This window comes from Allomuricauda sp. ANG21, assembly GCF_040705235.1.
Lineage (GTDB): Bacteria > Bacteroidota > Bacteroidia > Flavobacteriales > Flavobacteriaceae > Flagellimonas > Flagellimonas marina.
In genome coordinates this window covers 451274-475519 of the sequence record NZ_JBFCVT010000011.1, presented here as the reverse complement: position 1 = coordinate 475519, position 24246 = coordinate 451274, and the positions used below count along the sequence as shown (strand labels likewise).

Below are 24246 nucleotides of genomic sequence, written 5' to 3'. Positions count from 1 at the left end.
CATTTTGAAATGACATTTAGCCCTGCTTTTAGTGATTGTGTCATTTCGAACCCCTGTCCCGAGTATTCGAGGGAGCTAGGGAACGTGAGAAATCTCCAACTATGAATTCATTCAAATATATAGTTTGAACCTATCTTTATAACTAGGCAAGTGCAGTCGAAAGTCATTTAAGACATCTCGACTGCACTCGATGTGACAATATTTCTATTCCAATATCTGTGCTGCGTGGTCCTTGGTCTTCACTTTCTCTATGACTCGTTCCACAACTCCATCACCATTGATTAAGAAAGTGGTTCTATGGATGCCGTCAAATTTCCTTCCCATAAACTGTTTTGGTCCCCAAACCCCAAAAATTTCTAGAACTGTGTGGTCTTCATCGGCCAAAAGAGGAAAGGGAAAATCATATTTTTTCTTGAAATTGGCTTGCTTTTTTTCTGAATCCGCGCTCACTCCCAAAATTTCATATCCAGCGTCTTGTAAGTCTTTGTAGTTATCCCGTAAGTTACAAGCTTCAGCGGTGCAACCGGGTGTATTGGCGCGTGGATAAAAAAACACAACCAGCTTTTTTCCTTTGTAATCGCTCAGATTAATTGTGTTGCCATTTTGGTCTTTTGCAGAAAATTCAGGTACTTTATCCCCTACTTTTAACATATTCATATGCGTACAGTCTCTATTTTATTGTTTAATTATTTTTATTCAAAGCTAAACAAAAATGACTAAACAAGAAAAAGTTGACTTTGTTATTAGGACATTGGATGAAATTTATCCAACCATTCCCATCCCTTTAGACCACAAAGACCCCTATACGTTGTTGATTGCCGTGCTGCTATCTGCCCAAAGCACGGATGTTCGGGTCAATCAAATCACCCCTTTATTATTTGCCGTGGCCGATAATCCGTATGACATGGTTAAACTTTCGGTGGATGAAATACGGGAAATCATAAAACCTGTTGGGCTATCTCCGATGAAATCCAAAGGAATTCATGGTCTTTCCCAAATATTGATTGAAAAATATAATGGTAAAGTTCCAAGAAGTATCGAACTACTCGAAGAGTTGCCAGCAGTGGGCCACAAAACGGCTAGTGTGGTGGTTTCCCAAGCCTTTGGTATACCCGCCTTTCCAGTGGATACGCATATTCACAGATTGATGTACCGCTGGGGATTCAGTAATGGAAAAAATGTGGTGCAAACGGAGAGGGATGCGAAGCGTTTGTTTCCGGAAGAAATCTGGAACCGACTTCATCTACAAATTATCTGGTATGGAAGGGAATATTGCCCAGCTAGAGGCTGGAACTTGGAAAAAGATATCATCACGAAGACCATTGGGCGAAAATCTGTCATTAACGAATATTACAAAAACAAAAAGAGCCGCTAATTGCGGCTCTTTTTGCATCTGTTTTACAGCAACTTAGTTCAAAGTTACTTCAAATGGATGCTTTTTGTAGTTGACTACATGAATCGATTTTGAATAGCTAAGTAAGAAATTAATAGTTTCTTGGCTAGCTTTTACCGATTTAACGGCTTTTTGTTCTTCAGAGTAAATATTTTCCATATTCTAGCATTAATGTTTCAAATAGATAACGCCGCTAGAATTGAAATATTGTTGGTTTCGACAAAGTGTCAAATTAATTCGTCAAAACGATATTCTTACGATCAACGATTTTTCTAAGGTTAATCAGTGCATAACGCATTCTTCCCAAAGCTGTATTGATGCTAACCCCAGTGTTTTCGGATATTTCTTTGAAACTCATATCCTTGTAGATACGCATGATCAAAACTTCTCTTTGATCTTCGGGCAATTCATCAATCAATAAGGTAAGATCGCTGTCAATCTGATCTTTGATAATTTGTTTTTCAGCATTTAGTTTATCATCCTTTATCACAGAGAAGATATTGAAGTCATCACTTCCTTCGAACTTAGGCATGCGCTTGTTCTTTCTAAAGTGATCTATAATAAGGTTGTGCGCGATGCGCATTACCCATGGCAAAAATTTACCTTCTTCGCTGTAAGAACCTTTTTTCAAGGTCTTAATGACCTTAATGAAGGTATCCTGAAAGATGTCTTCGGCAACATCCCTGTCCAAAACTTTGGAATAAATAAAGCTGGAAATTCGTTGGTTGTGTCTGTTGATGAGAACTTCTAGAGCCTTTTCATCACCAGCAATGTAGTTTTTAACTAGAATCGAGTCATTAATCTGTAGTTCCATACAAATTACTTTTTTTTTGGTTAATATCACGGTCTTTCCTTTCCAAGAAAGACTTTAGGTATTTAGTTGAAATTTTAAAAAAGTAATTATTTCTGTATAGGCCTATCAGTTTTTTAATTACAACTCAAATATAGAAATTTAGGTAGGCGACCTAAAAACTATGTTGTGATTTGCTGTTTTTTATATGTTAACTAGTGCAATATACGTATTAAGTGTCCTGTATCGTATCTTTGAGGCCCTAATTTTAACAAATGGCAGCGATTACCAACGTAGACCCCAAGCAGAATATCATCATAAAAGGTGCCAAACTCCACAACCTTAAAAATATAGATGTTGTTATTCCACGAAACAAACTGGTGGTAATCACTGGATTGTCTGGTTCAGGGAAATCCAGTTTAGCATTTGATACCCTCTATGCCGAAGGCCAACGTAGGTATGTAGAGAGCCTTTCCTCCTATGCTCGTCAGTTTTTAGGGAAATTGGACAAGCCCAAGGTAGATTATATAAAAGGTATAGCACCAGCCATTGCCATAGAGCAAAAAGTGAATTCCACAAACCCAAGATCTACTGTTGGAACCACCACCGAAATTTATGACTACTTAAAATTATTGTACGCCCGTATCGGAAAGACCATCTCCCCTGTTTCTGGCAAGGAAGTAAAAAAGCACACCGTAACCGATGTCATCAATTATATAAAGCCACTTACTGAAGGAACAAAACTCCTTTTGTTGGCTCCTATTATAATTAAGGAAGAGCGTGATCCCATAAAATCGTTGCAACTTTTTTCCAAACAAGGCTATGCGCGTATTAAATATAAGGGTGAAGTCCTTCGCATAGATCAAGCTCCCAAGGATATAGGACGAGAATTTGATTTGGTCGTGGACCGTGTCATTGTTAAGGATGATGAGGATTTCTATAACCGATTGGCGAATGCGGTGGACAATGCCTTTTTTGAAGGAAAGGGCCAATGCGGCATAGAGAATTTGGAAAATGGTGAAACCAAGGTGTTCAGCAATCAGTTTGAGTTGGACGGAATGAAATTTTTGGAACCCAATGTGCATCTTTTCAGTTTTAACAATCCCTACGGTGCATGCCCCAAGTGTGAAGGCTATGGTGATGTCATTGGTATTGATGAAGATTTGGTGATTCCCAATACAGCATTGTCCGTTTATGAAAATGCCGTTTTTCCATGGCGAGGTGAAAGTATGGGATGGTATCGGGATCAATTGGTGAATTCCGCCTACAAGTTTGATTTCCCAATTCACAAACCTTGGTTTGAACTCTCTGAAGAACAAAAACAATTGGTCTGGGACGGCAACGAACATTTTATAGGTATCCATAAATTCTTTGAGCAGCTTGAAGAAAAGAGCTATAAAATCCAGAATAGGGTGATGCTTTCCCGCTATCGTGGTAAAACTAGATGTACTGTCTGCAAGGGAAAACGACTCCGTAAAGAGGCCAATTATGTAAAAGTGGGTGGCACATCCATTTCGGATTTGATAGAACTCCCCATAAAGAAGCTAATTCCCTTTTTTGAGCAGCTTCATCTTTCGGAACACGATACTACCATAGCCAAACGATTGATTACTGAAATCACAACTCGTTTGGATTTTTTAGATAAAGTCGGGTTGAGCTATCTCACCCTTAACCGAAAATCCAATACCCTTTCTGGCGGGGAAAGTCAGCGTATCAACTTGGCCACTTCATTAGGAAGCAGTTTGGTGGGCTCCATGTATATTTTGGATGAACCCAGCATCGGCCTCCACCCAAAAGACACTGAAAACCTGATTGAAGTCCTAAAGTCTCTTCGAGATTTGGGCAACACCGTAATCGTAGTGGAACATGATGAGGATATCATGAAAGCTGCGGACGAGGTTATCGATATTGGTCCCGAAGCAGGAACCTTGGGCGGCGAAGTGGTTGCCACCGGAAGTTTGGACGCTGTGTTAAAGGCCAACTCCCTTACCGCCGATTATTTGAACGGTTCAAAAGAAATTAAAGTACCGGCTGAGCGAAGAAATTCCAAACACTACATTCAGATTAAAGGCGCACGCGAAAACAACCTTAAAAACATCGATGTCACTTTTCCACTTAATATGTTAACTGTGGTCACTGGAGTATCAGGAAGTGGAAAAAGTACCTTGGTGAAGAAAATCCTTTATCCTACGATATTAAAGGAAGTGGGTGGCTATGGAGAAAAAGCAGGGCAATTCAGTGAAATGGAAGGCAAATATGCCCATATAAAGCATGTGGAGTTTGTAGATCAAAATCCTATTGGGCGTTCCTCCCGTTCCAATCCCGTCACCTATATTAAAGCCTATGACGACATCCGAAGTCTATTTGCTTCCCAAAAATTGAGCAAGCTACGCGGATACCAAGCCAAACACTTTTCCTTTAATGTGGATGGTGGACGATGCGAAAAATGTAAAGGCGAAGGTGAGATTACAGTGGAGATGCAGTTTATGGCCGATGTACATTTGGAATGCGATGTTTGTAATGGAAAACGCTTCAAAAAAGACATTTTGGAAGTACAGTTTGAAGGCAAAAATATTGATGACATCCTTAATATGACCATTGATGATGCCATAAATCATTTTAAAACCCATAATCAAGATAAGATTGTAAACAAATTACAGCCCTTACAAGATGTGGGATTGGGATATGTCACTTTGGGGCAGTCCTCCTCTACCCTTTCCGGTGGTGAGGCGCAACGAATTAAACTCGCCTCGTTCTTGGTAAAAGGAAATACTAAGGAAAAAGCCTTGTTCATCTTTGATGAACCCACTACCGGTCTACATTTTCACGATATTAAAAAACTCCTCAAATCCTTTGATGAATTGATTGCTAAGGGACACTCCGTAATCGTTATTGAGCACAATATTGAGCTCATTAAATGTGCTGACCATATCATCGATTTAGGTCCAGAAGGGGGAGAAAATGGTGGTCACTTGGTAGCCGAAGGTACTCCTGAGGAATTAATCAAGAATAACAATTCTATAACCGCAAAGTACTTGCTGGAAAAAGTACCCCCCAATACTTCATTACAGAATTAAGCGGGATTTTCTTCACTAGTGCATAAAGCACAAGAAAAGGTATTCTTGTCGTGGAACTCTTGCCCTTTTTGATAAAATTTACATAGGACTGAAAAATCAGTCAACCTATATGACCTCTTCGTCAAATGATAACCGCTATTCATAAAGTGGTTGGCTCTTCTGTGCATTGAATTTGAAAAATTTGTACAAGTATACCTATTAATCTAAAGGTATTGGAAGAAACTAATATAATCCAGATTTGCCTCGAGATCATCTCAACAATTTTTGAATTTCGGGTCAAAACCATGGAGTATAACCCGTATATGATAACAACTTTTACAGAACCAACCCCCTATGCTACTTGATTCACTACCTATAAAAAAAGGAAAAAGCTTTGCTATTGCTCTCTTTGTAGGGGCTCTTACCATTCTTGTATGCCAACTATTACCTGATAATCCAATCCTGGGTAAAAAAGCCCCCATTGAAGAAAACGATTTGTACCATGCCGACAATTACACGACAGTAAGACCCGAAATAGGGGATGATTTATATGTTCCCCTTATCTCTATTGTAAAATCTGCACCTGTACTCAATGGATCAGATTGTGGTGATATCCCATTCACCTATACTATTAGAAATCAGAGTACCAATGGGGAATCTTTTGTCAATGTTGTTATAACCGATACAGATCTGGGTGGCATTATTGCCGGTCCTGATCCTAGTAATTTTTCTGGTGATACCCCACTCATCAACCCTGACGGCATTCTTTCTCCTGGAGAAACCTGGACGTTCAATTTCAATTACAACATTACCCAAAATGATTTGGAAAGTGGCTCGTTTGGTGAAATGGCGGCAAATGTCAATGCGGATGTGCAAGGTCAAGGTATCTCGGTGGGGGATATGTCCCACCCCTCAGACCCTAATGATGATGCCCCCACTATTGTAGATCTTACCGCTTGCCGAAATCCAGAAATAGGATTAGTCAAAGGCTGGGAGTATGTTGATTTGGATGGAGAAAACCCTTCCTGTGCCGAAAACTTCCTGTATACCTTTACCGTGAGAAACCTTGGAAATCTTGACTTGCAGAACATTGTTTTGGAAGATGGCTTATTGGGAGGAACAATTCCTGGACCAACACCTGCTTCTGACCCTGAAAATGATGGGATTTTAGCTCCAGGTGAACAATGGCAATATCAAGCACTGTTTTCTGCCGATCTTAATCAGTCAGGAACCATTGTAAATCAAGCCACTGTATTTGGAGAGACTCGAAACCTGGGGATTCAGGTATCTGACCTTTCAGATAATGATAATAATGGCCAAAACTTAGGTGAAGGAACTTTTGGAAGTGGACCGGGAAGGGATGACGAAACAACGGCCCCCTATGATGAGGTCTGTACAGGAGCTTTTGCACGAATAGGATTGGTAAAAACTGCCAGTCCATTAGATACAAATAATGATGGCTGCCCCGAAACTATATTGTATACGTTCACTTTACGAAATGTTGGGGATGTGGATGTGGAAGAAGTTGAGTTGACCGATGACCTCTTGGGCGGCGTAGCCCCCACATTGATAAGCAATGGCAATGGTGATGATGTTCTTGCTGTAAGTGAGGAATGGACGTATGAGGCGCAGTATGCAGTAACGCCAACAAACATTATAAATGGTTCGGTCAGTAACGATGCCATCGTATCAGCCAAAATTGTAAATTTTGATATTTACCTGTTCGATCACTCCGATGACAACAGTTTTGATGAGAACGATGCCACCATCGAACAAACCTCTGGATATTGCGCACCACCCGGCATTGCGCTTATTAAAAACACGGGGGCAAACCCAGGTGACTTTTTGGTAGATCTGGACAGTGATGGTTGCCCAGAAACCTTACACTATGGATTTACGGTAACGAATACGGGCGGTATGGACCTAAGAAACGTTGTCTTGGATGACCCCTTGTTGGGTGGGCCCATCAATGGTCCTATTCCTAGCGGCAACAATGATGATATATTATCGGTTGGGGAAACTTGGACGTACGAGGCTTTTTATCCCTTGACCCAACCAGATTTAGATGCTGGCCAAGTAACCAATCAGGCTACAGTTACGGCCAATGAGATTATTGCAAACTCCCCAGTCTCCGATATTTCTGATCACAGTAACCTTATTGAAAATCGTGAAACAGTCGCCTCAACCATCGGGGCCTGTTTACCGCAAGCAGAAATAGGATTGATAAAATCTGCATCCGGAGGGCTTTTGGATTTAGATGGAGATACTTGTCCGGAAACCATCAGATACACCTTTACAGTGGCCAATACCGGCAATGTTATACTGGACAATGTAATCTTAAATGATCCCAATCTGGGTGGAGAAGTTGTTGGGCCCATGCAGGGAACCGATGATGGCAATGATGGCATACTTTCCATTAACGAATCATGGACCTATGAGGGCTTTTATCCTATATCCCAGCAGGATATTGATGCAGGTCAAGTCTCGAATCAGGCTACCGTAACGGCCCAAGAACAAATTTCAGATAATCCCGTATCCGACCTTTCCGATAATGATAGCTTTAACGAAAATGATGCAACCATTACCTCCACAGCAGGTGCATGTGTTGGTCAAGGCAATATAGGGCTGATAAAAACTGCAAACAGTCCTTTATTGGACCTTAACAACGACGGTTGTCCTGAGACCATACAATATACCTTCACACTTTCTAACATAGGGGCCCTTGATTTGGAACAAATTGTGCTCAACGACCCCAATTTGGGAGGAGAAGTTTCTGGACCTATTCAAGGAAGCGATACGGGTGAGGATGGCATACTATCTACCAGTGAAACATGGACCTATGAAGCATACTACCCCATCTCCCAACCCGATTTGGATACCGGGCAAGTGGTCAATCAAGCAGAAGTTAGCGCCGTTGAAGTTGGAACCAGCAATCAAATCTCAGATTTTTCAGATGATAGCAGTCTTATAGAAAATGACCAAACTATAACTTCTACCGTTGATGCTTGTGTAAGCCAAGCCAATATTGGTCTCATCAAAACTACTACTGGGGGGCTGTTGGACCTCGATGGAGACAATTGCCCAGAAACCATTGGTTATGAATTCACTGTTTCCAACACAGGTGTTATCGATTTGGAACAGCTAACCCTAAACGACCCTATTCTTGGTGGTCAAATTAATGGCCCTGTTGCTGGAAGCGATACCAATATGGATGGTATACTTTCCACTGGTGAAACTTGGACCTATGAGGCATTCTATCCCATTTCCCAATCAGATATAGATGCTGGACAAGTAATAAATCAGGCTCAAGTTACCGCCATGGAGGTAGGAACCAACAATCAGGTCTCTGACTTATCGGACGATGACAGCTTCGCAGAAAATGATCAGACCTTAACATCAACGGTTGGTGCATGTGTGAGTCAAGCTAGGATTGGTCTTATTAAAGCCACTGGTGGGTCCCTGTTGGATTTAAACGGGGATGGTTGCCCAGAGACCATTCAATATACCTTCACTTTGACCAATACAGGATCAATAGCTCTTGAGCAAGTAGTTTTAAGTGATAGCATGGTACAAGGTAGCATAACCGGACCACTGCCCGGGAATGACATTAACAACGATGCCATTTTATCTCCCAATGAGACGTGGATATTCCAAGCCCAATACCCTATTAATCAAATGGATATTGATTTGGGAATGGTTACCAACCAAGCTGAGGTAACAGCCATTGCGGTGGTTTCAGGCAACGCAGTCTCTGACTTTTCAGATGATAACAGTTTCAATGAGGATGACAGTACCATTACTTCGGTAGCTGGGGCGTGTATTGCCATGTCAGGCATAGCATTGGAGAAGTCCTCCCAATTAGTTGATCTTGATGGAGATGCATGTGCTGAAACCATACAATACAACTTTAGGGTTCAAAATACCGGTACCATTAATCTATATCAGGTCGCTGTCATTGATAACGCATTGGATAGCACTACCATCACAGGCCCACTTCAAGGAAACGACTTGAACAGTGACGGTGTTCTTTCCATAAATGAAATCTGGAACTTTCAGGCGCAGTATACCATAACCCAGACAGATATTGATTCAGGTTTCGTTGTCAATCAAGCGCAGGTAGAGGCTTTGGAACAAATTTCCAACAATGTAGTATCAGCGACTTCAAACGAGGTTACCACACCCATTTCAGATGGTTGTATCGACCCAACAAATCCTGTAGATCCCAATTTTGAAATCTTCAATGCTTTAACTCCCAACGGAGACGGTAAAAACGACTTTTTCCAAATTGATGGCATAGAAAACTATCCCAATAATGTATTGCGAATTTTCAATAGATGGGGCGTACTGGTCTATGAGGCTGAAAGTTATGGCTCTGTAAGCACACGTTTTAATGGTCAATCCCAAGGACAGGGAACCATTGCCAAAGAAAGAGCCTTGCCAAGTGGCACCTACTTCTACACATTAACCTTTAGCGGCACCAATCCGGGACAGGAAAACTATTCAGGATACTTATATATAAGCCAAGAATGAGTAAACACACATTTACTGGGAACCGGAGCAAATCCTATAAAATGACTTTGACCTTAAATTTTAAAGCAGTAAAGTGGGCATGCCTAATTCTTACAATACTGTCTACAGCAGTTGTTCAGGCCCAACAGGACCCGCAATACACGCAATATATGTACAACACCCAAGTTGTCAATCCAGCTTATGCCGGTTCTCGGGAAGTACTGAGTTTTGGAGTACTTGGCAGAACACAGTGGGTGGGCTTGGACGGTTCGCCCCAAACAGGAACCTTTACTGTAAATTTTCCTACGGGAATCTACAGGAATATGGGCTTGGGCCTTTCCATTGTACATGACCAAATTGGTCCAGCGGTAGAATCCAATGCGGTAGTGGACTATTCCTATTCCATTAATATGGCACCCTATACTATAAGTAAGTTATCTTTTGGATTAAAAGCTGGAGTGGATATGCTGGATGTGGATTATACCCGACTCAACCCAGAAGATGAAACCGATGCGCTGCTTCAAAACAATGTAGATCAAAGAATCAATCTGCAAGTCGGTGCAGGGATTTATTATAGGACTGAAAAATTTTATGCTGGGGTTTCCGTACCCAACTTTTTAAACTCAAAACACTTTGATGAAAGTTCGCTTGAAAACGAAGATATAGAAGGTATTGCGGTTGAAAGACTCCATTACTTCTATATTATGGGATACGTTTTTGACCTATCCCCAAACCTAAAGTTTAAACCCGCCACATTGGCCAAGTTTGTAAGTGGAGCTCCATTGCAATGGGATGCTTCCGCCAATTTCCTGATTTATGAGAAATTGGCATTGGGTGCTTCATACCGATGGAACGCATCGATAAGTGCATTGGCAGGATTTCAAGTTTCTCGATCTTTATTTATCGGAGTAGCCTACGATTATCAATCCACGGCAATCGAGGATTATAGCAATGGTTCCTATGAGGTCTTTATCCGGTTTGATGTCTTTAACAGATTGGACAGGGTTCTAACTCCAAGGTTCTTTTAAAATTGAATGATAATGTCGACAAAATTTTCAATAGTATTTGTATTTCTAGGACTTTTCGCTGTGGGATTACATGGGCAAAAAAGCGACATAAAAAAGGCAGATGAGGTCTTTGAAGCCTATGCCTATATTGACGCGAGGCAGATTTACTTAAAAGTTGTTGAGAACGGATATGAATCTGCCCAGATATACAAGAAGTTGGGCGATACTTATTACTTTAATAGTGAATATGCCGATGCAGCCAAATGGTACAAAAAATTGGTTGACAACTATGCAGCCCAGTTAGAACCTGAATATTACTACAGGGCGGCACAGACTTTTAAAAGTATAGGCGAATATCACCTTTCAAAAAAAATGATGGGCATATTCGCTTCAAAGTCGTCGACCACAAGTTTGGCCCAGAATTTTATGGATAGCTACCCTGCGCTAGACAGTCTTGTGGACAATGAATCCAAAAGAATAGAGGTGGTCAATATCACCCCGGGAATGTCTGGCTCTGATTTTGGCCCTTCATTCTATCAAGATAAGTTGGTATACGCATCATCATCCAAAAACACTGAAGGCCGTAAAATTCATACTTGGACTGGATTAAAATATTTGGACTTATATGAAGCGGAATTGGACTCAGCTTTCAATATAAAAAACCCTGTGCCACTCAAAGGTGAAATAAACACCCCATACCACGAGTCCACCGCAGCCTTTACCAAGGATGGCAATACAGTATACTTTACAAGAAATAATTACATCAATGGCAAGCGCAAAATAAATGAGCAGAGAGAAATCACCCTTAAAATATATAAAGCTGAGAAAAATAAGAAAGGGACTTGGTCAAATATACAGGAACTGCCTTTTAACAATGATGCCTACTCTGTGGCTCATCCTAGCCTCAGTCCAGATGAAAAACGCTTGTATTTTTCTTCCAACATGGAGGGAACCCTAGGGGAATCCGATATTTGGTATGTTGAAATTGACTCTAACGGTTCCTTTGGAAAACCAATAAACCTTGGCCAAGAAATCAATACTGAGGCACGGGAAACCTTTCCCTTCGTAAGTAAGAACAATAACCTTTACTTTGCCAGTGATGGACATTTGGGACTAGGTGGTCTGGACATGTTTGTGGTCTCTTTGGATAAAAATGGAGCCTATCAAAAAGTAACGAATTTAAAAAAGCCCATCAATTCCAGTAAGGATGACTTTGGACTTATCATAGATGAAGAAAAACAAATAGGTTTTCTCTCTTCCAACCGAAATGGTAATGAAGGTAGCGCTTCCGATGATATATACAGATTTAAAAAATCGTGTAGCGTAGAAGCGATTCAGGGAGTCATTTCTGATGCAAAAACCAACAGCCCATTGCAAGGAGCACAGGTCTCTTTGTTGGATGAAGACAATACTATAGTGGCTCAGACCACTTCAGATGTTGCAGGGGTTTATGAATTTGATAATATTACGGACTGCTATAAACGCTATGGAATCCGCGGAGAATTATCTGATAAGGACTACGAGCCCACAGAAAAATCCATACTAATTGCTGGGGATAATGCCAATATGAAAGTGGACTTGCAACTCTACCCACCAGATTGTGCGCCAAATGACTTGGGGTGTAAATTGAATCTTCAACCTATTTATTTTGATTATGGCAGACACAAAATAAGGCAAGATGCCGAAGTGGAACTTGCCAAAATTTTACAAGCCATGAAAGCGTATCCAGAACTTTCCATCCACATTGAATCCCATACCGATTCCAGGTCAAGTGCCACATTTAATCTAAGACTTTCTGAACGAAGGGCACAAGCCACTTTGGAATGGCTGGTCAACAAGGGAATTTCCCGAAATAGACTTTCGGCCAAAGGATATGGAGAAAGTAAATTACTGAATCATTGCTCCAATGGTATTGACTGTTCAGAAGAAGAACATCAACTTAATAGAAGGTCGGTATTTATGATTGTTCAGAATTAAAACATATTTAATTTATTGAATATTAGGTATTTACGTTGTTATTTGAATTTTTGGCACGCTGATTGCTACTTGTTAGGTGGATGTAAATAAGTACATCTAGAACCTTAAACCTAGTAGTATGAAAAAGTTAGTACTCTTTATAGCAGCGGTCGCTTTCGGTACCATAGGTGCCCAAGCCGCCAAATTGGATGATAATGTGGCCATGACCACGAGATATGGAAACTCATTTATCTTCGTTGAAGATGGTGTAACTTTTTCAGTATACCCAGATGGAGAGTTTGATTTCTATATGGACAATAGGGTAAACGTTGGCGTTGGTGCCCAAATAGGAAACGTGGGTATCACCTTTAACTCAGGGTATAACTACAACCCTTTTGTACAATATGATGACTACGGAGCTGTAATTCAAGTTGAAAACACCCCTATCTTTTATGATTATTATGGTCGTGTATCACAGATTGGAAACGTAAATATCTGGTACAACAATGGTAGGGTCCGTAGAATTGGTGGATTGCATGTTTACTATAACGGTGGTGCGTTTAGTCACTATACTGGATTTATCAACATCTATAACAGACACTACGTATACCGGCCTTTTCACAGGTATTTTATTAGACCTGCAGTTGGATTCTGTAACGTATATGCAAGACCTTATAGAAGGTACTATAGTCCTGTCAGGTACACCTATTACGCTCCTTACCGACATAACCAAAGAAGGGCATATGCCAGAATTGGTAAAGTGTATAGAAATGACAATAGGTATAGAAGGGAAAATATCTATAGAAACGACAATAGGGTAAGTGTCCATGATAATCGTAGCATTAGACGTTCAAACCAAGATTATGGTCGAAGTAATAGAACTGTTGCTAGAAACAATGATAGAAAAGGTAGCCCCAATATATATCGTTCCAATAGTAGTGTAAAAAGACAAGCTACGCCACAAAGGAGCGTTAGACAGAGTAATACCTATAGAAAATCAGAAGGTGCATCGAGAGGTAATAGAACTGTGACCCAAAAAAGGGTAACGCGCACACCGGATAGAAAGACGGTTACCAAAAGAGAAGTTACCTCCTCACCTAATCGTAAAACGGTGTCGCGCACTACGACCACCTACAAAAGACCTGATAACAAAAGTAATTCAAGTAGGTCTGTTGTTAGAAAAAGTAATGTGCCAAAAAGAACCACTGTAAACCGCAGTAGTTCCAGAAAAACCGTAGAACGAAGCACAAGAACTTCTTCAAGCAGAGGAAACAGCAACGCTAGATATAGCAGAAGTTCAAGAAAGAATTAAACGATAGTTTTTAGGTTGGTTAGTTGTTTACCCCGTAGTTGGATTTATCCGCTACGGGGTTTTCTTTTTCAACCATTTAGATAATATTCCAGAAACATCCTCGGAAATGTCAAATCTATACAAAATGCCAAGGTACATAACCACAATCAAGGCTGATTTCAATAGAATGTTCAAAATAGGGTGAAATGGGAATTGAAGCATATCAAACAAAACAGCAAGCAAAACCAAAACCGCCAAAACCTTAAAGGTTGCTTTGGTAAAAGGCTGGACTCCAAATTTTTGTTGTACAAAAACAATTTTGGTCAGGTTAAATATGAAAATAGAAATGAAACTCGCCAATGCAGCCCCCTCTAAACCAAGAACGGGAATCAGTAAATAATTCAATACTATGGTCAATGCAGCCAAGCAAACCCCAAACATTAGTACTGTTTTGTAGTATTTTGAATTGAACAGGATGGAGTTATTGTTTCCCAAAAGCGAATCGAACACTTTGGCTAATCCTACCAAAAAGACAATGGTATAGCCACTTCGGTAGGCTTCGGGCAACAAGAGATACAGGTCATTCAAATTCAATATGATCAGCACAAACAAAATCCCCGAAGCAATAAAAAGTGTTAAGGAGGTTTTTTGATATAAACCCTTCAAACCTGAATGGTTCCCTGAATTCAATTGCTCTGCAGTCAATGGATAGGTGATTTGATGCATGGCCCTTGAGGGTACAATAATCACAGTAGCAATATATACCGCGACCCCATAATATGCCACATTTTCTATATCGACAAACTGATTGAGCATCACCTTGTCTATCTCCAAGAGTATCAGTGCAGCCGAACCGCCCAAGATAATCAAAAAGGAATACGCCAAGATTTCTTTGGAATTGGAGGGAAACTTAAAATTCAACTTTGGAAAGCGCAACGAGTATGCATAAATTTTAATAATCACAGTTCGCAACAGATACAAGCCAACCAAAAGCTTAAAGAACAGGTCCAAGGAAACAATATCAAAATAGAATAGGATGAGCAAGAGGGTTACACCTATCCGGCCAAAGACCTCCTTCATAAAATTACCGAACACCGATTTTAAATGTACTTTGCACCAAGCAAAAAACACCTCAAAATAAGCCATGGCCAGACCCACAAAAAAAACATACCATAGATAGTTTTTTACGATGGGATTGACTTGGGACACTAAATTTCCCAATGGTTCGTAAAAAAAGACCCCAATCAAGGCCACTGGAACAATTCCTAGAAGTGGCACTATGAGCATAAAGCTCAAGAAAGAATCTTTATCATCCTCTCCGTAATTGCTGTAAAATTTCACCAAGGTATTATGAACACCAAAAGCCATCAACGGCATTAAAATGGCGCCTGATGCCAAAATAAAGGTGACCAATCCGTAATATTCATCCTCCAAAATCGTGGTGTACAGAAACAGGGTGTTCACTGCACCAAACAAAAAACCTAGATAGGTGACCACAACATTTTGTATGGATTGTTTTAAAACGACTCCCATTAGATGAATTTAGCCAAGCTTTCGGTCAATGCTTTTCGGTGAAACTGCTCCACTCCTACCGAATTGCAGCGAAGTTCTCCGTTCTCATAGCTTTTGAACCAATCCAAAAGTACATTTTTTAAGCACTTTGAATCATTTTGTGTGCATACATTGCCCGATTGGGTTTGGATTACCAGTTTTCCAGCTTCCCAGCCTTCCGGGCCTATGGCCAATATAGGTCGCTTGGCATTCAAATACTCAAATAGTTTTCCAGGGATGATTCCCTTGGTTTCTTCGGAATCTATTTCCAGCAACAACAATACCTGTGATTTTTGCTGTACCTCCAAGACGTCGTCATGGGACAAATACCCAAGGGACTTTACATATGATTCCAACCCATATTCGGTAATGGATTGCAACACTTCTTCCCCCACTACCCCGGCCAATTGAATTTGAACTGCATTTTTAAACACTTCATTCTCTTGAACCAATTCTTGAATGACTTTCCAGAGTGTAATGGGATTTCGACCTGTCAACAGAGAACCCATATGCGAAATCGTAAAACCTGAATCCGAAGGCACCGGTTTTAACTTATCATCGTAGCCATTGGTAATTACTTTAATAGGTTTATCTGTGATGGTCTCAAACTCCTGTTTGGTTAGATTACTGGTCACTACAATTTTATCTGCCGTATTCAAAACTTTGGCTTCCAACTGCTTGTGTTTTCTTTGGGATGACTTGGAAAGTCGCAGTTTTTTATGATAGCCTATGGAGGTCCATGGATCCCTAAAATCAGTAATCCATTGTATGGAACAGTTCTCTTTCAACCCCAAACCTATCAAATGCAGGCTATGGGGTGGCCCAGTAGTGATAACGGTTTTAATATTCTCATCAGAAATTACCTTGGTCAAATAGCTGATTGATGGTTTTACCCAACTTTTACGCGCATCTGGAATGAAAAAATTACCCCGAATCCAAAGCAATACCTTTTCCAAAAATGAAGGGTTCTTTTCCTGGATTATCCCAGAACTTATGGTTTTGGTTTTCTTTTTTGATAATAAACTTGCCCATCCATAGGGTTCTTGGATAGGTTGCTTTAAAATCTGAATGTCTTCTGGAATTTCGTTAATAAGGTTTTCATCCACAATGGGATAGCTCGGATTTTCAGGCATATATACTATGGGCTGAAACCCAAACTCCGGCAAATACTTGGTGAATTTTAGCCATCGCTGTACCCCTGGTCCTCCAGCTGGAGGCCAATAGTATGTTATGACCAAGACTTTTTGCATCAGGATTCTTTGGATTTTTTCGGAACAAAGGAATATCCTACGCCACCCACTATAATCAAGCCCAACAAAATACAGGCTGCCAAAGTAATTTTACTTCCTGTTTCAACCACTTGAGGCTCAAACTTGAACTCGATTACATGTTGGCCAGATGGAACTTTTATGCCTCGCAATGCATAATCCACCTTATAATGTTGCTCTGGAATACCATCAATATATGCATGCCAACCAGAAGGATAGTACATTTCAGAAAAGACCGCGAAACCTTCATTGCCATTGCTTGATTCATATTTTAAGTAATTTGGGCGATAGTCTACCAAATTAATCTGAGCCAAGGAATCCGTTTGGTAACGAAGTTTGGTCAAACGAGGGTACATTTTTGTATTAACAACTGCTTGGGACTTCGAATTAAAATCTTTCAAGGCCTCAATTTCTTCATTAGCGGATGATACCGGCAGCAGCTGCTCCACAAACCAAGCATTGCCATTGGCATCATCATTTACAGCAGGCACACTGTTTCCCTCCTCATCTTGTTGAAGCACATATTTTACATTCAACATATTCAATACCTGCAAATTGTTTTGATATAGGTGATACTCAAACAAGTTTTGAATGCTTCTAGGTTTAGCAGCGTGATACCCCCCAATGGAGTTGTGGAAGTAGGAAGTCCTGGCCCCGTTCAATCCCTCTTGTGGGTCAAAAACCCTGTAAATGGAATTGTCCTCTTGCAGGGCTTGGTCTAATTGACTTGCCTGAAAAGGTTCATTGATTTGACGTTGACGTACAAAATCGTCCTCATTCACATAGCGTAGTGCCACACCCACCAAATCAAATAACACCAACCCACCCAAGATGAGCACTATGGCATTCTTTCCTACCCTTTCCTTTACAAAAAACCATAGTGCCACTGCGGCCAAGGTCACATATATCAATGAACGGATAGTATCACTTACATACACAGCCTCACGATCTCGTTGGATCATGGTCATGAGTTCATCGCCAAAGTAGCCACGGTATATCTCATCCCGCATGCCATCAAAATCAAAGAAAGCTTTTAGAATGAAGATGAAAGCAGCCAATCCCGCAGAAATAAAGAATGAGAGTTTAAGTGCTTTCAGCTTCTCTTTTGAATCCACAGATTTTTTGAATAGTTGTCGTAATCCCAAGATGCCCAACACTGGAAGACACAATTCCAATACCACCTGAATGGAAGACACGGCCCTAAATTTGTTGTAAAGAGGGAAATAGTCGATCATAAAGTTGGTCAGTACAGGGAAATTCTTTCCCCAAGAAAGCAATAGCGACAATACGGCACCGCTCAAGAGCCACCATTTGTGTTTTCCTTTTACCAGAAACAAGCCTAGCACAAACAGAAAAAATACGATGGCTCCCACATACGCAGGACCTGCCACTATAGGTTGTTCTCCCCAGTACAAGGGCAAGCCGTTGGAAAGTTCCATGGCCTTGGATGGAGAAAGACCTTGCCCCACCAAATACTCATAGGCTTTTGAATTCTTTCCAAGATCTTCATTCCCTGAACCGCCAAAAAGTCGTGGTACGAATAGGTTCAACGATTCTGCAATCCCATAACTGTATTGGGTGATATATTCCGTGTCCAATCCATTGGATATTTCCTTTGGCGTACCATCTGGGTTGATGGTCAATTCTGATTTTCCCCGGGTGCTCCAATCAGCATACTCCTTGGTGGCCATCAATCCAGTGGCATTGGCGGCAATGGAAAGGGCAACTGCACCGATTAAGATTCCCACTGAAAGGAAAAAGTGTTTTAGTTTTTTGTTTTTGATGGCATAAATCAACTGTACCAATCCCAGAATCAACACCAATAGCATAAAATAATAGGTCATCTGGTAGTGATTGGCGCTAATTTCCAGGGCCATGGCCAAAGCCGTTAAAATAAACCCGAGCAAATATTTCTTTCGAAAAACGAGCACTATACCTCCCAAAACCATGGGAATATATCCCAGAGCATGGGCTTTTGCGTTGTGCCCTACCCCCAGAATAATGATGAGATAGGTGGAAAAGCCAAAGGCCAACGCGCCCAATGCCGCCAGCCGAAAATCGACCTTTAGGCAAAGTAAGAGAATGTAAAATCCAATAAAATAAAGAAAAAGATAGTCGGCAGGTCTCGGTAAAAACCGAATGAGACGGTCAAGTTTTTTGATATAGTCATTCGGGTAGTTCGCCCCTAATTGATAGGTCGGCATCCCGCCAAAAGCGCTATTGGTCCAGTACGATTCTTCACCTGTAAGCTCCTTAAAATCATCCCGCTCCTTGGCCATCCCTTTATATTGGGCAATATCAGACTGAAAAATGGCCTTGCCCTGCAAAACAGGATAAAAATAAACCAGCGAGGCAAGCAGAAATAAACCAATGACACAAGTGTGGGTGATTATGGCTTTTGGAGAAAAATTCATGGATAGGTTTTGAAAAGACAAATATTAGTCAATTTCCTCAAAATCTATGTATTCTCCAACTTTTTTTGAAGGATTGGATTTTCGGGTAGGCTTCTTATAAATTGTGGTGTTCCCTTCTTCTCGGGTCTCTTGTCCAAAATCCTGATAATTACCAAACTGCTGACCAAAACGCTCCTCTGTTTTCCTCATGGCGTAATTGAGCAATCTCGGAGCCAACCACTTCAGCAGTAATTTCGCCGCGTAGTATACTAATATTAGGAGTAATATCGTTTGTAGTACAACCATATGACCTTAACTATTGTATCAAAATTACATTGTAAGTAGCACAAAACGCCCAAACGTATCTTAAAATACTATTAAAATCAGTTATATGGATTTTTCCTTTTTCAAAAAGACCCTTTTCTTTCTTGTTCTTGCACCTCTTTTTCTGAACGCCCAATACACCGATGTCATTAATTCTAACAGACCAGGTAGGGCCGTCAGTGCTTATTCGGTAGGAAAAAATGTGGTTCAGGCTGAAGTGGGGTTGTTTTATGAGCAACAGGACAATGTAGATTTGAATTCCGACTCCAATATTTTTGGAACTGATATGGCTTTGCGATACGGACTGTTTTTTGAAGAGTTGGAAATTAATTGGGAGGGTTCCTTTATGAAGCAGAACATCAACTATCCTGATTTTGGCATTGAAGGAAAACTAGCTGATTTTTCCAGAAACAGACTTGGTGTAAAATATCTTGTTTACGACCCCTATAAAAACCCAGAACGCAATAAACCAAATTTGTACAGTTGGCGGGCCAACAACCTGTTCCAATGGAAAAACTTGATTCCAGCCGTTTCTTTGTATGGTGGAGTGAATTTTGTTTTGGGTGATAACCCGTTTTATCCTGGGGAACCTACAACCTCGTACCGAGGAGCGGTAGCCACGCAAAGCAGACTTTCGCCAAGGTTTGTATTGATTTCCAATGTTGCCTATGATCGGATTGGAACTGATTTTCCAGAATGGCGGTACGCACTTTCCCTTTCGCATGCCCTTAGAGATCCCAGATGGAGCATCTTTTTTGAAGGACAGGGAATTTCAGGGGATCGCTATTCAGATGTCATTCTACGCACCGGGGTGGCCCGTTTGCTGAGTCCTGATTTTCAAGTGGATTTACACATGGGCTCAGGGTTTAAAAACGACCCTTCGCGACTCTTTGTGGTGCTTGGTGCTTCTTACCGCCTGGATTTTCATAAAGATAGCTTTAAGACCATTGACCCCATGAGCAGTGGCAATTCCAACGGAAAAATAAAGCGCAACTCCAATAAGAAAAAATCAAAAAAGCGGAAGAAAAAAAACAAAGATGAAATTGATTTCTAAGTTTTTCGCCCAACACTTTCATGCTGCACCTAATATTGTTAATATTGACCTGTAAATAATGATGTATGGTCACCATCAAACAGGTTCAATCAAAAGCGGATTTAAAACGCTTTGTAAAATTTCCCTTTTCCCTTTATAAAAATTCACAATATTGGGTACCCCCTATCATTAAAGATGAAATGACATCCTTTGATGAAACTAAAAACCCTGTTTTTAAAAATGCGGAAGCCCAATTTTATCTTGCCTATAAAGGTACTGAGATTGTGGGGCGCATTGCTGCCATCATCAACTGGTTGGAGGTGAACGAGCAACAGGTGAAGAAAATGCGATTTGGTTGGTTTGATTTTATCGATGACCTTGAAGTTTCCAAAGCCTTGCTGGACAAAGTTGCTGAGATTGGGAGAGAACATGGATTGGAGTACATGGAGGGCCCGGTTGGTTTTTCCAACTTGGATAAAGTAGGTGTTTTAATAGAAGGGTTTGATCATATCGGCACCATGATTACTTGGTACAATCATCCATACTATCAGTCCCATTATGAAAAACATGGTTTTGTAAAGGAAAAGGAATATCTGGAAAACAAGTTCTTGGCTGCTGCCGCGGACCCAAAATTATTTGCAAAGGCCAATCTGCTGGTAAAAAAGCGCTATGGACTTAGGGAAATGAACTTTACGAACAGTAAGGAGATTATGCCTTGGGTGGATAAGATGTTCGACCTTTTTAATGAGAGCTATGCAAAATTATCTTCATTTGTAAAAATCACTGATATTCAAAAGGAATATTTCAAAAAGAAATATATCAGTTTCATCAATCCGGAGTACATCAAATTTGTGGTGGATTCCAAGGATAATTTGGTGGCGTTTGCCATTGTAATGCCCTCCTTTTCCAAGGCGTTGCAAAAAGCCAATGGACGACTGTTCCCTACAGGTATATTCCATTTGTTGAAGGCAAAAAAACAGAGTAAGGATGTCATTTTTTATTTGATAGGCATCCATCCCAACTATCAGAACAAAGGAGTAACAGCCATTATTTTCAATGAATATTACCACACATTCAAAGAAAAGGGAATTGTAAATTGTATCCGTACGCCTGAATTGGAGGACAACGTGGCCATTAGACAGATGTGGAAGCATTTTAACCCTGTGACCCACAAGCGGCGCAGAACGTACAGAAAGGAATTAAAATAGTTTCCTATCTACAAAACGCTGTAGAACTTTTGTTTTGTGGTAATATTTGCTGAAATTTAGTGCACTTCCCCCCTATTTAGCTCACTAAACCCATGAAACACTTTTTCGTCTGTATTGCCATTGCTTGTATTTGGGGATGTAAATCCGAAACTGAAGCTACAATTGCCTATGATCATGTCATATCGAACATCAATCTTATTGATGGAACCGGAAAACCGATGCGGGAAGGGATTTCCATTGGCATCAAGGATGGAAAAATTGTTGCCCTAGATAGTGTGTTATCCGGTGATGGTGCTAAACATATCAATGGAACGGGCAAATTTCTTATTCCAGGGTTGTTTGACTGCCACACCCACACTGCGGACTATAATCGAGATTTTCCCAGATTTATGCATTACGGGGTTACATCAATTTTCATAACGGGTGGAAGTTTATGTACAGATGAATATTACGCCGAAATGCGCAAACAAGGAGAACAGGATTCTATTCCAGCACCACGGATATTTCATACCAGCCAGCATTTTTCTATGGAGGGTAGACATCCTTCCAAAACCTATACAAGTCCCAATTGGCGAGATGGTGAGTCCATTTTTTATCTGAAAGACACCGCTCAGATTGAAGAATTGGTAGAGCGGGTATCAAAAAATCCAATTGTTGGCATTAAACTCACTATTGAAGATGGTCCAGCTCCCCCTTTTGTGGAACGGATACCTCAAGAATTCGTAAATAAAACAGTTAAAGAAGCGGCCAAATATAATTTGGAGGTGTTTGCCCATGTCAGCGATAATACAGAGTTGGAGATAGCCATTAATGCCGGCGTGCAAAATCTAGTCCATTATACAGGTGTGAACATTGACCCCTCCAATGAAAGACATCTTGAGCTTCTACAAAAATTTAAGAAGCAGGACCCTTCTTGGGTTACCACCTTGATGATCGATAAGTCCTTTTTATATCCTTTACATCCAGAATGGTTTAAGAATGAAGCAATGCTTCCTGAATATCAGCAAGTAGCCAAGGAGATTACCACAGGACAGGTTGCCCGTGCCAATATTTACGTGAATGTTTTAATGAGTGAGTATGGGTTGAGTGATAACAGTTTATCATCCTTTATAGTGCCGCAAGCAAAAGATATTCAATATCTATATAACAAAGGTTTTAATATGGTTTTGGGGACGGATACAGGAAATGATTTTAACTTTCCCGGTTATAGCCTTCACGAAGAAATGCAGCTCATGGAAATGGGTGGAATCTCAAAATTGGATATCATTACAATGGGAACATTAAATGCAGCCAAAATGTTGGGTGTTGCTAACCAATTGGGTTCTATTGAAGTTGACAAAGTTGCGGACATCATCATTTTGGATGAAAATCCGTTGGAATCCATTAGCAATACACTTTCCATCAACACGATTTTAAAGAATGGTGTGGTTCAAAAGCGATTCGAAAACAAGTAATAGCGTTTTCTGATCTCTTTATTGAGCCAGAATTTCATTTGAAATTCAGACCATGCTTTGCATCCACACAGTTTTCCGGACCAATTATGCTATGTTTTGGTTATATTATACATAGTTTCATGTTTACCTTTTGTATAAAGCTGATATTTAGAAAAATACCCCATGCTATGAAATTCAGACTGTATATTCCTATTGTCCTATTATTGACGGGAATTTCAATACATGCCCAAACCGCTGACTTTACCGGGACTTTTATGAATCAAGACAATAGTGTTTCATTACAGTTTAAACGGGTTGGTGATGAAATACATGGCATGATGGCCACGGAAGGGACAAGTTTTGCTCTTCGTGCCATACAATCCGCAAACAATCTGCAAGGTCAAATTTTTGGATTGAACGGCCCCATAGATTTTGGTGCACAATTGAACGAAGCGAGTATGGCTCTAACCGCGGTTGGACTCAATGAAATCTTTTTCAAAACATCATATCAGCATAGCTTGGGCGAATTTGATCTAACGCCTTATATGGTTGATTATGGTAGAGCAGGTAGTGTAAATAACATACCTGGTATTGATACCACCGCTGGTAACACCATAGCAAATGGGGATTTAGTTGTAACTTCTCCTTACCCCGATTTGAACAATCAAGAAGTTTTTACCATTGTCGCGGGAAGCCAACTGGTTTTTTACCAGCGAACATCTTATGTAAATGATAATACCGCTAGTTCTATCACTTATATGAATTTCTGTGCCAATGGAACCTTTACCATAAATTACGATGGCTCTTTCAGCGTGGAAGGTGATTACGGTGGTAATGCGCAGGGTGTTTCCAGCGGTAGTAATTCAGGATTTTGGAAATTGGTTTCCTATCAAGGTCAACCAGCGGTCTATCTACAGTATTATAATGGAGAGTCCAATGTAAACCCGTTCAATATCAACGATATTAAACAAGGGAGATGGCGAAGGGGAAATACCCAATATGCCCTGCAGCGAAATAAAGTATTCTGCAATTAA

Annotated in this window: 16 protein-coding genes; 10 read left to right on the top strand and 6 right to left on the bottom strand. The window is 40.5% G+C overall.

All coding sequences use genetic code 11. The features are described 5' to 3' along the window. Positions 1-204: 204 nt before the first annotated feature. Complete coding sequence (gene bcp, locus AB1A65_RS10905; RefSeq protein WP_366588887.1) at positions 205-657, bottom strand: thioredoxin-dependent thiol peroxidase; 453 nt, start codon at positions 655-657, stop codon at positions 205-207. A gap of 55 nt (positions 658-712) precedes the next feature. Between bcp and nth the strand changes: the two genes are divergently transcribed. Further along, the gene (gene nth, locus AB1A65_RS10900; RefSeq protein WP_366588885.1) at positions 713-1375 is read left to right on the top strand and encodes an endonuclease III; all 663 of its coding nucleotides are present in this window, start codon (positions 713-715) and stop codon (positions 1373-1375) included. A 250-nt stretch (positions 1376-1625) separates the two neighbouring features. On the opposite strand, the gene AB1A65_RS10895 is transcribed toward nth, so the two are convergent. Beyond that, on the bottom strand, positions 1626-2207 hold the full coding sequence (locus AB1A65_RS10895) for a sigma-70 family RNA polymerase sigma factor (protein WP_366588883.1): 582 nt from the start codon (positions 2205-2207) through the stop codon (positions 1626-1628). Between the two features lie 251 nt (positions 2208-2458). Between AB1A65_RS10895 and uvrA the strand changes: the two genes are divergently transcribed. The 5 genes from uvrA to AB1A65_RS10870 all read left to right on the top strand — a co-directional run bounded on the left by uvrA (position 2459) and on the right by AB1A65_RS10870 (position 14023). Further along, a complete protein-coding gene (uvrA, locus tag AB1A65_RS10890; protein ID WP_366588879.1) occupies positions 2459-5260 on the top strand; it encodes an excinuclease ABC subunit UvrA in 2802 nt (933 codons plus the stop codon). Positions 5261-5593: 333 nt separating this feature from the next. Further along, positions 5594-9769, top strand: coding sequence for a gliding motility-associated C-terminal domain-containing protein (locus AB1A65_RS10885; RefSeq protein ID WP_366588877.1), 4176 nt, complete (start codon positions 5594-5596; stop codon positions 9767-9769). A gap of 41 nt (positions 9770-9810) precedes the next feature. After that, the gene (locus AB1A65_RS10880; RefSeq protein WP_366588874.1) at positions 9811-10776 is read left to right on the top strand and encodes a type IX secretion system membrane protein PorP/SprF; all 966 of its coding nucleotides are present in this window, start codon (positions 9811-9813) and stop codon (positions 10774-10776) included. A gap of 12 nt (positions 10777-10788) precedes the next feature. Next, positions 10789-12732: an OmpA family protein gene (locus AB1A65_RS10875; protein ID WP_366588871.1), complete on the top strand. Its 1944-nt coding sequence runs from the start codon at positions 10789-10791 to the stop codon at positions 12730-12732. A 118-nt stretch (positions 12733-12850) separates the two neighbouring features. Further along, positions 12851-14023, top strand: coding sequence for a hypothetical protein (locus tag AB1A65_RS10870; RefSeq protein WP_366588868.1), 1173 nt, complete (start codon positions 12851-12853; stop codon positions 14021-14023). A 51-nt stretch (positions 14024-14074) separates the two neighbouring features. Here the strand turns inward: AB1A65_RS10870 and AB1A65_RS10865 are convergent, their stop codons facing one another. From AB1A65_RS10865 to AB1A65_RS10850, 4 genes are read right to left on the bottom strand one after another with little or no spacing between them, the layout of a single operon-like run. Continuing rightward, entirely contained in the window at positions 14075-15535 is a 1461-nt protein-coding gene (locus AB1A65_RS10865) for a polysaccharide biosynthesis C-terminal domain-containing protein (protein WP_366588866.1), read from the bottom strand. Next, positions 15535-16803, bottom strand: a complete 1269-nt coding sequence (locus tag AB1A65_RS10860) for a glycosyl transferase family 1 (protein WP_366588863.1) — start codon at positions 16801-16803, stop codon at positions 15535-15537. Before AB1A65_RS10860 ends, AB1A65_RS10865 begins: the two co-directional genes overlap by 1 nt. Beyond that, positions 16803-19235 (bottom strand): YfhO family protein, encoded by a 2433-nt coding sequence (locus tag AB1A65_RS10855; RefSeq protein ID WP_366588860.1) that lies wholly within the window; start codon positions 19233-19235, stop codon positions 16803-16805. The genes AB1A65_RS10860 and AB1A65_RS10855 overlap by 1 nt, the downstream gene beginning before the upstream one ends. Positions 19236-19259: 24 nt before the next feature. Beyond that, entirely contained in the window at positions 19260-19520 is a 261-nt protein-coding gene (locus tag AB1A65_RS10850) for a DUF4834 family protein (RefSeq protein WP_366588857.1), read from the bottom strand. Between the two features lie 85 nt (positions 19521-19605). Between AB1A65_RS10850 and AB1A65_RS10845 the strand changes: the two genes are divergently transcribed. The 4 genes from AB1A65_RS10845 (at position 19606) to AB1A65_RS10830 (ending at position 24246) form a co-directional block, all read left to right on the top strand. Then, a complete protein-coding gene (locus AB1A65_RS10845; RefSeq protein ID WP_366588853.1) occupies positions 19606-20592 on the top strand; it encodes a transporter in 987 nt (328 codons plus the stop codon). Between the two features lie 65 nt (positions 20593-20657). Beyond that, positions 20658-21779: a GTP cyclohydrolase gene (locus AB1A65_RS10840; RefSeq protein WP_366588850.1), complete on the top strand. Its 1122-nt coding sequence runs from the start codon at positions 20658-20660 to the stop codon at positions 21777-21779. Between the two features lie 92 nt (positions 21780-21871). Continuing rightward, positions 21872-23233: an amidohydrolase family protein gene (locus AB1A65_RS10835; protein WP_366588847.1), complete on the top strand. Its 1362-nt coding sequence runs from the start codon at positions 21872-21874 to the stop codon at positions 23231-23233. Positions 23234-23400: 167 nt separating this feature from the next. Beyond that, a complete protein-coding gene (locus AB1A65_RS10830) occupies positions 23401-24246 on the top strand; it encodes a hypothetical protein (protein WP_366588845.1) in 846 nt (281 codons plus the stop codon).